The 12,724-nt window shown below is 71.3% G+C and carries 9 protein-coding genes; all 9 read right to left on the bottom strand.

The genetic code is table 11. The features are described 5' to 3' along the window. Positions 1–364: 364 nt before the first annotated feature. Positions 365–1,471, bottom strand: a complete 1,107-nt coding sequence (locus tag ACFWYW_RS45740; protein ID WP_379610653.1) for a hypothetical protein — start codon at positions 1,469–1,471, stop codon at positions 365–367. A gap of 113 nt (positions 1,472–1,584) precedes the next feature. After that, positions 1,585–2,829, bottom strand: coding sequence for a hypothetical protein (locus tag ACFWYW_RS45735; protein WP_379610654.1), 1,245 nt, complete (start codon positions 2,827–2,829; stop codon positions 1,585–1,587). Positions 2,830–2,888: 59 nt separating this feature from the next. Then, on the bottom strand, positions 2,889–3,278 hold the full coding sequence (locus ACFWYW_RS45730) for a (deoxy)nucleoside triphosphate pyrophosphohydrolase (protein WP_379610655.1): 390 nt from the start codon (positions 3,276–3,278) through the stop codon (positions 2,889–2,891). Next, on the bottom strand, positions 3,275–4,372 hold the full coding sequence (locus ACFWYW_RS45725; RefSeq protein ID WP_379610656.1) for an NlpC/P60 family protein: 1,098 nt from the start codon (positions 4,370–4,372) through the stop codon (positions 3,275–3,277). The genes ACFWYW_RS45730 and ACFWYW_RS45725 overlap by 4 nt, the downstream gene beginning before the upstream one ends. Beyond that, positions 4,369–4,995, bottom strand: coding sequence for a hypothetical protein (locus tag ACFWYW_RS45720; protein WP_379610657.1), 627 nt, complete (start codon positions 4,993–4,995; stop codon positions 4,369–4,371). The genes ACFWYW_RS45725 and ACFWYW_RS45720 overlap by 4 nt, the downstream gene beginning before the upstream one ends. Before the next feature lies 1 nt (position 4,996). Further along, positions 4,997–7,249, bottom strand: a complete 2,253-nt coding sequence (locus ACFWYW_RS45715) for a type IV secretion system protein (protein ID WP_379610658.1) — start codon at positions 7,247–7,249, stop codon at positions 4,997–4,999. Next, a complete protein-coding gene (locus ACFWYW_RS45710) occupies positions 7,246–9,723 on the bottom strand; it encodes an ATP-binding protein (protein WP_379610659.1) in 2,478 nt (825 codons plus the stop codon). Before ACFWYW_RS45710 ends, ACFWYW_RS45715 begins: the two co-directional genes overlap by 4 nt. A gap of 47 nt (positions 9,724–9,770) precedes the next feature. Next, a complete protein-coding gene (locus ACFWYW_RS45705) occupies positions 9,771–12,338 on the bottom strand; it encodes a TcpE family conjugal transfer membrane protein (protein ID WP_379610660.1) in 2,568 nt (855 codons plus the stop codon). Positions 12,339–12,397: 59 nt separating this feature from the next. Further along, complete coding sequence (locus ACFWYW_RS45700; protein ID WP_379610661.1) at positions 12,398–12,691, bottom strand: hypothetical protein; 294 nt, start codon at positions 12,689–12,691, stop codon at positions 12,398–12,400. Between the last annotated feature and the right edge of the window lie 33 nt (positions 12,692–12,724).

Genomic DNA, 12,724 nt, shown 5'->3' with positions numbered 1-12,724 from the left:
CTTTCCGCCCCGTCAAGCGCCCGCCGCCCCCTGACTGCGGGCGCTTTTCCGCGCCTTCAAGCCGATGATCTGTTACGGCAAGCCGCCCCCACGCCACCCACCGCCGCTGGCTCACGTGTCGGGGGGATCGCTTCTCACGCCGGACAAACGCACCCCCGCCACGGCGCACCCTGCCCCGCCAAGTGGTCAAGGCTTTGAGGCTTGTCCGGCCAGCGGGGCGGTCGTTGCGGTGGGCGGCCATGCGCGGCCTGCCTGCCGTGACCCTGGAATGTCCTCAGCCACGTACGGCGGGTGGGGGTGGGGCGGCTGGCCGTAACGGATAAAAGCCCTGAAAGGCTTTGGAACTGCACGAACAGAAAGAAGACTAATCCCTGCGGAAAAGGTCCTCGTCGCCGGGCTCGGCGGCGGAGCCGGGGGAGAGGGGCATCTCGCGGGTCGCGTCGTACGGGCCGGAGCCGCCGGACGGGATGTCGGCGGGTGGGGCCTCCGGCGGGACCAGGGGCTCGAACGCGCCGCGCACCTTGTCGTCGTCCGGCTCGTGGCTGTAGGAGTCGAACTCGTCCGGGTGCAGCACCACGGGCTCGGGCGGCGGCTCGGGGGTGGGGGGCTGCTGCGGGTAAGGCTGGGTATAGGTGCCCGGGTCCTGGTAGGCGGGCTGGTTGGTCGGGTACGTCTGTACCGGCACGAAGCTGATGATCGGCGCATACGCCGTGCCGCCCGGATATCCGGGGTAGCCCTGCGGCGGATGCGGGCCGCTCGGGTGGGCGCCCGGGTAGGCGGTGTACGCGGGGCCGGCGGGGTAGCCGTGGGGGTCCTGGACGGGGCCGGCCTTGCGGACCGCGGCGGCGTGGGCCATGCGGCGGAGCCTGCCCTCGAAGATCAGTACGGCGAACAGGGTCAGCAGCACCAGAACCAGCGCCGGGATGCTCAGCTTCTGCGTCAGCGTCCGCTGGTCGAACTCGGGAGCCGCGTTCCGCAACTCCAGCTGCTGCGACTCCTCGGTGGGCTCCTCCGAGACCGGCGGGGTCGGCGACGTCGTCGTGGGCGGCTGCGAACCGGCCACCGTGGGCAGTTGCACCGGGGCCTCGGTCGTCGGCTGCTCCGCGGAGGGCGTCGGGACCGGGACGTTCGGCGAACTGGGCACGATCGGCTGCGGCTGGCTCGCCGGGCTGGACGCCTTGGGCGTGGGGGTGCTCTTGGGCGTCTTCGTGGGCTTGGGGGTCGGGGACTTGGTGACGGTCTTGGTGATCGTCGTCTCCGGCTGCTCAGGCTCCGGCGATTCGGTCACGGTCTGCGTGATGGTGACCTCGGGGTCACACACCTCGCCCGCGTCACAGCCCTCGATGGGCGGGGGCTCTAAGGCGTACGCGGACGCGCTGGCCGCCTGGATGACGAACGGCGAGACCGCCGCCCCGGTGAGACCGAGAGCGAGGAACAACGCGGACACGGCCGTCGCTCGTGTGCGTGCCACCGGTGCCCTCCGCGCCATCCCGGAACCATGGTCAAGGGAATACTAGTCAGGTCAAAGTAACAGTAAAGCCCTGTTCTCCGATGTTGTCACGCTGTGACCTGGGCTGGAACGGTTCAATGCTGATTTTCGGCGATCCTGCGGCGCTGCCCGCGGGCGACGAACCACAGCGCGACCAGCAGAACCGCGATCCCGCCTGCCGCGACGGACAGGCCGCGGTGACCGGTGAGCAGGTTCAGGGGCTCGGTGGTCTCGAACGTCTTGGCGGCCACCGCGATCTGCCGGGGCAGCGGCACACCGGCGGCCTCCGTCGTGGCGGCGGACGCGGGAGCGACCTTGGGCAGCCGGATGTTCGGGTCGTTCCACAACCCCTCCGGCCGGGCGGAGGCGACCTGAGCGGGGCGCGGCCCGACATAGGGGCTGACGTTGCGCGGGGCGACATAAGGGCCGGCACTGCGCGGGGCCGCGTTCTGGGTGGCGTTGCGCGGGCCGACGTTGGTGAGGGCGCCGCGTGGTCCGGTGTACGAGCTGCGCGGCCTGGCCTCGTCCCCCTTGCCGGGTCGCTGGGCCTGGGCGGGCTTGGCCATCGGGGTGGGCAGCGGGATCACCACGGTTTCCGGGGGCGGCGCGGCGGCGGGCCGGGGCATCGGCCCGGTCCCCACCGGGGTGCGGGCGCTCCCGCTGAGCGTGGACACGCCGCCGCTCCCCCACACCTGGGCCACCGCGGCCAGGACGACCTCGTTCACCCCCTGCGGCACCGTCAGACGCACGTCCACGGCCCGCTCCCCCGACACCTTCCCCAGCCTGCACACCTCGGCCCCACGCGCCGCCACGCCCACGGCGGGCGTCGGCGCGGTGCCGGGCGTCAGCGTCCCATCCACTTGAGGCACGCCCAACGCCCCCGCCGCCCTGCCGTCCGCCGAGCCGTCGTCCGCCGGAGCGCTCCCCGACGACACAAGAGGCGCCCCAGACACTTGTGAAGACACGGCTCCAAGCGCCTCAGGCGCTCCTGAAGACGCGGCGGCGGGCACCCCAGGCGCTTGTGCGGGCGGTGCGGCGATCACCCCTGGGTCGCCGGTGGCGGGGCTCCGGGGCGCGCAGGTGACCGTGGACAGGGCTTCGCCCGGACTGGCGGCCAGAGCGAGGCGGGCGTCCTGGGCGTCGCCGGCGAGCCGTACCCGGAAACGCAGGACATCCCCGGTCCGCACCCACGCGCCGATGTCGTCGGGGTCGCCCACGCGGTCGAAGACCAGAGCCACCTCGCCGGCCACAGCCGCCGACGCGGCCGACAGAGTCCCGAGGATCAGGGCACCGGTTCCCACCGCCACCGCGACCCCACGGGATCGCCTGCGCTCGAACATGACGGTTCCCCCCGAATGCAGACACACCTAGTAGTGGTTATGTCACAGAACGGAGTCGCCTAATCCTGTCCGAGCAGATCCGCCACAGCTTCCATCACCGGCAGGTCGGCGCCCAGCCAGTCGACGGCGAAGTACTCCTCCGGCCCCAGCCACCGCAGCGCCAGGTGTTCCTTGGCCACCGGCGTCCCCGCCTCCAGCGCGGCCAACCACACCCGCATCACGTACCCGGGCGAAAGCGGCCAGTCACCGCCCACCCGGCGCCCGACGGAGATCTCGACCCCGAGCTCCTCCCGGCACTCGCGGACCAGAGCCTCCTCCTCGCCCTCCCCCGGATCCACCTTGCCGCCGGGGAACTCCCATCCTCCGGCCAGCGCCGGCGGTTCGGCGCGCTGGGCGGCGAGCACCCGCCCGTCCGAGACGATGACGGCGGCCACCACGACGATGCTCATAGGGCCGCATTCTCCTGCTTCTTCAGCTGATCGAGGACGGCGGGGTTCTGCAGCGGCCGGGTGAAGCCCATCAGCGTGTCCCGCGTCTGGTAGCTGGTCACCTTGATCGGCCCGCACAGCCGGCAGCGCGCCTCGATCATCTTCCCCTTGGAGACGACCATGCCGACGTGGCCGGGGTTGTTGGGGCCGGTTCCGGGGCCGGCGTTGAAGAAGACCAGGTCGCCGGGCTGCTCGCTCCCCTGTTCGATCTTGATTCCGAACGGCCACTGGCCGAACGTGGTACGCGGGATCGTCAGGCCGACGCTGCGGTAGGCCATGAAGATGATCCCCGAGCAGTCGAAGGCGTCGGGTCCCGTCCCGCCCCAGAGGTACGGCTTGCCCCGCTGATCCAGCGCGTAGGAGAGGATCTTGGCCACCACGTCGGTCGGCGCCGCCTGCACCAGGGGCTCGTCGCACTGGGGGTCGGCCTGCGGGGGCAGCTTCACCTCACCGGACTTGGCGTACTTCTTGGCGATGGCCTCGACCTGGTCCACGTACCACCAGGCCCGGTTGTAGACGAACAGCGCCCGCCGTACGTTCTCCGGAGCCCCGTTGCGCTTCAGCATCCGCGCGGCGCCCAGGATGGCGTCGGCGGGGTTGTAGACGTCGGCGATACCGTCGCCGTCGCCGTCGGAGGCGTAGCCGTTGAACTTCGACGGGATCGGGATCCTGGCCTTGCCGCCCCACGTGCTGATCAGGAACTGCATCGGCCCGGCGGCGCCGGCGTAGTTGGTGCCGCTCTTGACGCCCTGCAGGTTGGAGCGGCCGTGGTCGGTCTCGCGTTTGCCCACGGCGGCCAGGATGTTCCACTGGACGCCGATCTTCTTGCCGTGCTTCTTGTACAGCTCCAGCAGGTCGGGCGGGATGTCGGAGGAGCCCGAGTCGGAGACGTCCTCGACCTGGGCGTCGTCCTCGCAGTCGGTGGTCGTGGAGTTGCCGATGAAGGACGGCATGCCGGGCATCATCATCATCGGCGACACGATGATGACGCCGAGAAGCAGCAGGCCCGCCAGGCCGACGGCCAGGCCGATGCGGGCGCGTGAGGAGACGTTCACCCTTCGGGGTCCCCGTCTTGGCCGTCCCCGGCCGGCTGCACGTCGAAGACCCGCCAGTCGTTGCCCACGGGCGTGAGCGTGACGGCGAGGTCCTCGGCGCGCTCGCTGGTGCCCGACTTGCCGGTGAGCTTCTGCGTGCTGGTGACCACGAAGATGATCGAGGTCGCGCCGACCTGCCTGATCTCCTTCATCTTCGCCGTGGCGGTGGCGACCGTCTGCTCGGTCTTGTTCTGCTCGATGGTGCCCGGCGAGGTGAGCGCCTTGGTGAGGAAGGCGGCCAGCTCGCCGGTGGTGAACACCTTGACCCGATCGGCGTAGACGGACGGGTCCTCGTCGTAGCGGAAGGAGCCGTAGCTGGCGGTGAACCGCTCGGCCAGGTCGGCGGCGGCGGCCAGCTGCTGCCTGCTCATCGGCAGGTAGTCGTAGATGTCGAACGGCGCGTCGCTGGCGGTGGCCAGCGGCTTGCTGGTGACCGGGACGCTCGGCGCCGCGCTGCCGGTCGTGGCGGTCACGGGCGCCGGGTCGGAGTCGCCCGGCCACATCGTCACATAGAGGCCGACCGCGGCCACGACCGCCACGATCGCGACGAAGATCACCCCGCGCTTGTCACCTGACTGCGCCATCTCAATCCTTGTCGGGACTATTGGGCTTCAACCAGAACGGCACCGACGGCTCGTCACCGCCCCGGCCACTGCCGCTCTGCCGGGTCGGCAGCCAGAGCGGGGGCGGCTCCGAGCCGCGCGCCTTGGGCACCTCGGCCGAGTTCCGGCCGCCGGATCCGCCCCCGAAAATGCCGCCACCCGACGAACCACCGGACCCGCCGAAGAAACCGCCGCCGCCCGAAGAGCGGCGCTCGGTCGAACCACGCCTGCTGCCGGACGAGCCGCCGCCGAACAGCCCACCGCCGCCGGAGCGCGAACCGCCCGAGGACGTGCGCGAACCACCGGACCGCGTACCCGGGCCGCCGGAGCGTGAGCCCGAGCCGCCGCGCGGCGCCCAGCCGCCACCGGACCGGCCGCCGAACCAGCCGCCGCCACCGGAACCACCGGACGCCGAACCTCCGGAGCCGCCGCCGCTCGTGCCACCGCCACCGCCACCTCCGCCACGGCCGCCGGAGCGGGGGGTGCGGGTGGGCGTGCCGCCCAGGTTGAGCGGCGGCGCCGAGCCGGTCCTGGCGGCGGGAGCCGTACGGGCTCCGCCCTTGCCTGGCTGGTCGGTGTTGAGCGGTGCGGGGGTCGCGGGCATCCGGTTGCCGGACGGCGTGCCGTTGCCGTTACCGTCGCCGCCGCCCGCGGTCGCGCGTGCCGCGGCCGCTCCGGCCGCCGCGCCCGCGGATCCGGCCGCCGCCGCCTGAAGCACCGGCTCGGCCTTGCGTACGCCCCAGTTCTTGACCTTGTTGGCCGCGACGGGAGGCAGCACGGTCGCCGCCTGGTTCAGCACCGGGGCGGTCGTGGCGTCGCCGAGCATGCGGGTGGTCAGCGTGTGCCCGTTCATGGAGGCGAACAGGTGCTGGAACGGCCGGCGGTAGAAGTAGACCGCGAGCGTCAGCAGCGCCATGAACAGGATCTGCATACCCCAGGGCAGCGCCGAGGACATGATCAGCGCGTAGCCGTAGACCAGGACACCGAGCACCAGCGCCAGTACGGCCTGCCGCAGCAGAGTGCCGATCAGCATCTCCACCCAGCGCATGGCGATGATGCGCCCGCTGCCCGGATGCACGCCGATCAGCAGGAAGATCGGCCCAAGGATGAGCAGGAGCAGGAAGCTGACCTTCAGTACCAGCAGCGAGACCGCCACCAGGAAGATCAGCAGACCGGCGACCAGAGCGGCGATGAGCGCGCCGATGGCCACGCCGACCCTGCTGGTCCACTCCTTGCCCTGGAAGACGAAGTAGCGCGGGTCGCCTCTGAGCTTGTCGGCGTACTCGGCGTACTTGGCCTGGTGGGCGCCGTTGTCCCGGCTGCCGCTGGCCATCTCGGCGGCGTCGATCGTCTGGATCTCCAGCATGGCCCGGCCGTAGTCGCGCACGATCGGCTGGTTGGGGTCGGCGGTGCCGAACATGCCCATCAGCCACGGCTTGCAGACCAGCGTGGACCAGAGGGCGTCGGCGTTCTGGTCGACCGTGGGCGTGCCCGTGTGGGCGTAGCCGCCCGCCTTGACCTGCGGGCTCGTCTGGCCTGGTCCGGGCAGGCAGGAGGTGCCGCCGGAGCCGGGCAGGCCGGAGAACGCGGAGTTGACCACCTCGCCGGTCTTGTCGGTGACCACCTTGCCGAGCCCGGTGAAGTCCTGCGGGCGGCTGAAGAACCAGGTGGCCACGGTGACGGCGAGGATCATCCAGATGACGCCCTCGGTGGTCGTGGTGGCCCGCTTGCGGATCAGCCCGTACCAGGCCAGCCAGATCGCGCCGAGGATGACGATCGGCCGCAGGTAGGGCCAGTACATGGCTTCCGACAGGTTCGTGACGATGTCGTCGACGACGTCCTTGATCGCCTCCAGCGGCCCCTCGGTGGCGGCCGCCTGGTACGTGGTGATCGTCAGCCGGTCGATCGCCTTGGCCCACAGGAACACCTGGTTGGCCCAGGAGTTGCCGATGAAGGAGCCGAAGTCGCAGCCGATGTCGTAGGTGTGCCAGAACTGGCCGCTGGTGCCGAACTGCTGGTAGTTGGTCGTCGGCGCGGCGGGCGCCGTACTGCTGGGCGCGGGGGGCGAGAGCAGCCCGTCCACGCCGCCGCCGACCAGCTCCGGCGCGAGCGTGCCGGAAAGATCACACGGAGCAGCGGCCGCGGGTGACGCGGCGCCGGCGATCGCGGGCAACACGATGATGCCCGCGAGCAGCGCCAGAGCAACCGCCAGCCGCCTGGCTAGCCGGACCTTCATGACCGCACCTCCTGCGCCCTGCTGCCCACTCCCCCTTGAAGATCATTCCCGCTGTCGCCGGGTTTGTCATGCGTAGGATTCGTGTCGAGCCAGCGCAGTAGCTCTTCAGAGATCAGGTCTACTGCAATGCGTCCCGCCCTGCCATCCAGATCGCGGAATACGCATTCGCCGTTGCCCAGCGAGCGCAGCACGGCCTTGTGCTCCTCCGAGGGGTCCACACCGAGCAGCGCCATCACGTGGTCGACCTCCACCCGTTCTGTCGATCGGAAGGCGAAGACCGACGAGAGGCAGTTGGTCACCTGCTCGTTCAGCAGGTCGCCGGCGTTCTGCGAGACCAGGACCAGCGCCGTGTTGCGGGAGCGGCCCATACGGCTGACCTCGGGCACCAGCTTGGCTCCCTCGGGCGTGGAGGTGATGGCCCACGCCTCGTCCAGGAAGATCGCCTTGGGCGCCCTCCTGTCGAGGCTGTTCATGAGCCTGCGGGCGAACTGGGAGACCAGGTAGAGCAGGGCCACCGACAGCCGCTGCTCGTAGGAGTAGTCGTCGCGGCCGGTGGCCACGTCGGGCAGCGTCAGCCCGCCCAGCGTGAACACCGTCGTCCAGCCCTCGGTGTCGATCTGCTCGCCGCCGGACGGGTCGAAGCAGAGCCGGGCCAGGTGCATCTCCGACATCGAACGGAGCACCGCGCCCAGGTTCTTGGAGGCGGCGTCGTCGGACTGCTCCAGGTAGTCCACGACCTTGCCCAGCGACGGGTCCGGCGCGTTCGAGACCGCGGCGACCGCCTGGATCATCGCCGACTCACGCTCCTCGGACATGCGCGGCAGCAGCAGCCGCAGCGTCTCGGTCGCCATCGTCTTCTTGGCCGCGATGTCGTCGCCGAAGGAGAACGGGTCGAGCAGGCCGGGCGCCGCCGAGCCCAGCGGGATCATCCGGGCCTTGCGCCCGCGCTTCTGCAGCAGTTGCACCAGCGAGTCGGCGTCGCCCTTGGGGTCGATCACCGCCACCGTGACGCCGCGCAACGCCATCTGGTAGATCATCAGCAGCGCCAGCGTGGTCTTGCCGCCGCCGGGCTCACCGGTGATCGCGATGGCCGTGGGCCGGTTGCGCATCGCCGCCACGAGCGGGTCGAAGTGCACGATGCTGCGCGCCCTTCCCACCGTCTCCCCGATGTACGGCCCGAGCCAGCCGGAAACCGGATCCTCCATCCGGTCGCCCAGGTCGACCGTGGCCGTGGCCATGCCGCCCGCGATCGTGCGCAGGGGCTGGCGTTGCGCGTAGGCGTTGACCCGTACCTTCTCCCCCGGCAGCGTCTCGCAGAACAGCGAGAACTGGTCGCCGGTGGAGTTGACCACGTCGATGCCCATGTCGCGGTAGTGCTCGACGACCGCCTCGACCCGTTGCACGCAGATCTCCTCGGTCGGGGCGCTGATGATCAGGCGGTGCCAGCCGTACACGAAGGGCAGGCGCTCCTTGGTGATCCCGTGCTCCAGCATGCGGGCGGCGTCGATCTGCTCGGCCAGCGCGATCGGCGCCTCTGCCCCCGCCTCGCGGATGTGGATGTCCATGTCACGGGCGTGCGCGAGCTTGCGCGCCACGTCCTTCGAGGCCCTGACCGGCGGGATCAGCCGCATCCTGCTGGAGATCTCGACCGGGAACGGCAACTGGTCGGAGAAGTGCATCCACGGCTCGCCGTCCGGGAACGGCATCAGGTCGGGGAAGCGGGCGAACGACAGGTGGGCCACATAAGAGTCGCCCTGCGGCTGCACCATGCGCAGCAGCGACCTGCCGTTGCGGATCTCGCCCTCGACCAGCGACTCGATCTCGCCCCTGCCCCAGCGGCGGCGCGGGCTTGCCGACGGCGGCGGGTCGCCGAGCGAGCCGGACGCGGCGTGCTGGAACAACCACGCCACCTCGGTCGAGGTGGCGTGCCGGGCGTAGAGTGCGCTGGATGCGAGTGCTCTGCCCAGGCGTTCCGCCTGTTCGGTCCATCTGCTGATCTCGCTGTCCGGCACGTGGTCGTCGTCGAGGCCGAGCACCTTCTCGGTGCGCTGGTAGAAGCCGAACAACTGGGCCAGGACTCCCTGCCCGAGCTGGCGGCCGCGGGAGCCCAGCCGTACCCCGATGTAGACCTCTTTCGACCAGAAGTCCTTCGCCCAGACGTGCCGGTACATCTCCTCCAGGTAGTCGCGCCAGCCCGCCCCCTCGTCGGAGGTGCCGTTCAGGGCCATCGCCCACTCGGCGGCGGGGTACGTGCGGTGCGCCACGCGCAGGTGCACCTCCGCGTCGGGCATCCTGATCGCCGCCAGCGCGATCGTGATGTTGGTCGCCAGAGCCTCGCGCTCCTCGGGCGTGACGAACTCATAGCTGACCGTCGGAAGCCGGAAATAGGCCCATGCGTTGGAGTCAGTGAGCAGGATGCGGTCGTCGAAGTAGCGGACCGCAAGACGCTGGTGCGCTCGCGACGCCCTGCTCATGCCGCCCCCTCGGCGCATGAACGGGCCTGACCTGCACGCATGTTCACTTAACGCTCACCGATTCTCGTGCCCGGGGGGTCACTCGCCAACTCCTCTTCGCTCGCTCGGACCGTCTGTGCCGCGAAGCCCGCCACCACGACCCCAGCGAGGGCCAGATAGGCCCGCCGCCCGGCCGCGCGCAACTGCCCCGGATCGACGGCGTCGACGCCGTCCGGCGCCAGCTCGTCCTCCCAGGGGACCCGGACGATCGCCCGGCACCTGCCACGGGCCACCGCCTCGGCCTGCTCGACGTCGGCCATCGAGCGCCTGCTCACACCGTTGACCACGATCACCGCGCGCCTGCGCAGATCGGCACAGCCGTGGCCGTCGAGCCACTCGAACGTCATCGCCACCGCCTCCGACGCCTCCTCGCTCGCGGGGACGACGAGGACCAGTTGGTCGGCGTACGGCAGGACGCGGGCGGCCAGCGCCGCGGCCGGATCGATCACGGCGAGCTTGTAGTGGCGGTCCAGCAGGTGAACCGCCTGGCCGAGCCGGTGGTCGGAGAACAACGTCCGGTCCGACATCCGCTGCTCGGCCCCCGCGTCGGTGTCGGCCCCGATCACCTCCAGCCCCGAAGAGGTACGGCTGGTGTAGCCACGCATCGTCAGATACCCGCTGACCCGGTCGAGCCCGGACAGCAGGCTGGCCAGCGTCTCGGGGGACTCGGGCTTGATGCGGCTGGTCAGGGTGTTGGCGCCGGTGTTGGCGTCGACGGCCACCACCCGGTCGTCGCGGATCTTGGCCAGGGTGTGGCCGAGCATCAACGCGGTCGTGCTCTGCCCGGCGCCGCCCGTACACCCGAGCACCACGATCCGGCGGCTGCCCCCGAACACGGCGCGGGCGCGCGCCTCGTCGATCTCCGACCCGTCGGTCCTGGGCCCGCCGCCGCCGACCACGACCTGCGCGATGCGCCGCCAGCCGCCGGAGTCCCGCCCGACGACGGACTCGACCCGCCGCACCCGCCCGTCACCCGTCCTGGGCCCCGGCACCCGCTCGTCCTGCCCCTCGCTCGGCCGCACCGCCTCGGCCCGCTTCCCCCCGGGCCCGCCGACCTGCTCGGCCCCCACGGGGTGACCGGCGACGGGCAGCCCGGCGGCCGGAAGCCCCGCCCCGGGCTTGCCGACCGGCTTCGCGTCCGGCTTGGACACGGGGTTGGTGACCGGCTTGGCGACCGGGCTCGTCACCGGCTTGGCGACGGGGTTGGTGAGAGGGTTCGTGACCGGCTTGGGCTCCTTGGGCTCCTTGGGCTCCTTCGCGGACGGCCAGGCGGGCTGGCCCCCCGGCAACGGCAGCGGAGCGCCCGGCCTGGGCGGCTGTCCCTTGCGATGCTGCAACCGCGCCTCGTCCGGAACCTGCTCCCCCGGCGCCTCGGGCAGCGGCGGACCTTGAACAGCGTCGCCCTGTGCGGCACCCGGGTCCGCGGTGGCCGCGAGCCGCCGCAACCTGCGCAACGCCTCGGCATCGATCGGCTTCCCCGCCGCGACGCCCTTCTCCGGTACGCGCCCAGCCCCGGCAACCTCGCGCCCCGTCCCAGCAACCTCGGGACCGGTCCCAGCAACCTCGGGGCCAGCCACATCCTGGCCAGACGCCCCAGCCGCTGTGGTGTCCTCCCGCACCCCCTCCAGCCGCACCGCCTCCGGGCGGGCCGCTTCAGGGCGTGCCGCTTCAGGGCGTGCCGTTTCGGGATGGGCAGCTTCAGGGCGGGCCGCTTCGGAGTGGGCAGGGTCGACGCGGGCCGTCTCGGCGTCCGCCGCCTGCGGACGGACCCCCTCCAGGCGCACCGGTTCCAGCCGCCCCGCCTCCGGTCGCACCATCTCCGGGCGTACCGGATCCGGGCGTACCGGATCCGGGTGTGCCTGTTCGGGGTGGGGTTGCTCGAAGGGGTCGGCGTGCCGTACCGGAATCTCGGCGGGGCGCTTGGTGGCGCGTCTCGACCCGGGCGCGCGCTGGGGCTCTTCGGCCCGCACGGGCGGGTCGGCGACCGGCTCGGCGGGAGAGAGCTGGGCGGTGGCCAGGGCCGGGGCGGTGCCGCGGCGGCCCGGTGTCGCGGCGCCCCAGCGGGTGGGCGGGGTGGCGACCGGCGCGGACGTCGCGGCGGCGGCCGCCGCGGCCACGGCGGGGCGGACGGAACGGACGGAGGGCGCGGGGGCCGTGGCGGGCTTGCGCATCGCGTGGCGGGCCTTCTTGGGCGCCTTCGCCCGGACGGGCAGCACCCGCCACACCCGGCCGGAGAACGTCACCGCCTCCGGCTCGGCGGCCGGAGCCATGCGGGTCCAGGCGCGCGGCTCGCCCATGTAGCGCAGCTGCGACTGCATGACCTCGGTCAGGCGCTTGTTCTCGATGACGGGGCGGGTGGACAGCCAGGTGACGATGCCGGGAGGCACGAGGTAGACCACGTGCCACGGAGTCTCGAACGGCAGGCCGACGATGTAGAGCAGGAACGACCACGGGGCCAGGACACCGGCGAAGATCCCGATCCAGACGATGGGGAGCGGCGTCGGCAGCCGTAGGTCGTACAGCTTGTAGAGCCGCTTCTCAATTCGCCAGATATTGGTATACGTGGGCAGGTCCACGCGGTCCTCCTCTCCACCCGCTCGCTCGTTCAATGACCGCCAGGGCCCGGGTTCAACCCTTACTTGATACCCAGAGCCCCAGCGATCGCCTTGGCCGTGACTTCGATGATGTTGGGAACGTAGAAGATCACGCCGATCCCCACAGCCAAGATCAGGAATTGCACGAATCTCGTGATCTCGCGGGTGAAGAGGAAGAAGAGCGCGACCACGGAGACGACGACGAGGAAGAGCGGGGCGAAGAAGCCGCGCAGGAAGTTGGCGAGCCCCGAGGTGTCGGGGCCCGTCGGTGCGGGCGAGGGCGTGAGCGCCGCCGCCAGGTCGATCAAGTTGAGCACTACGGTCTTCAAGATCACTTCTTGTCCTCCCGGGGGGTGCCGATCAGCAAC

It is taken from the genome of Nonomuraea sp. NPDC059023 (genome assembly GCF_042740095.1).
Taxonomy (GTDB): Bacteria; Actinomycetota; Actinomycetes; order Streptosporangiales; family Streptosporangiaceae; genus Nonomuraea.
Note: the sequence above shows the minus strand (reverse complement) of the source record. Positions and strands in the feature narration are given on the sequence as shown.

Excerpts from the sequence above, each read along its gene's own strand:
- ACFWYW_RS45735 (WP_379610654.1), bottom strand. The coding sequence starts at position 2,829 with ATGTTCGAGCGCAGGCGATCCCGTGGGGTCGCGGTGGCGGTGGGAACC.
- ACFWYW_RS45730 (WP_379610655.1), bottom strand. The coding sequence starts at position 3,278 with ATGAGCATCGTCGTGGTGGCCGCCGTCATCGTCTCGGACGGGCGGGTG.
- ACFWYW_RS45720 (WP_379610657.1), bottom strand. The coding sequence starts at position 4,995 with ATGGCGCAGTCAGGTGACAAGCGCGGGGTGATCTTCGTCGCGATCGTG.
- ACFWYW_RS45715 (WP_379610658.1), bottom strand. The coding sequence starts at position 7,249 with ATGAAGGTCCGGCTAGCCAGGCGGCTGGCGGTTGCTCTGGCGCTGCTC.
- ACFWYW_RS45710 (WP_379610659.1), bottom strand. The coding sequence starts at position 9,723 with ATGAGCAGGGCGTCGCGAGCGCACCAGCGTCTTGCGGTCCGCTACTTC.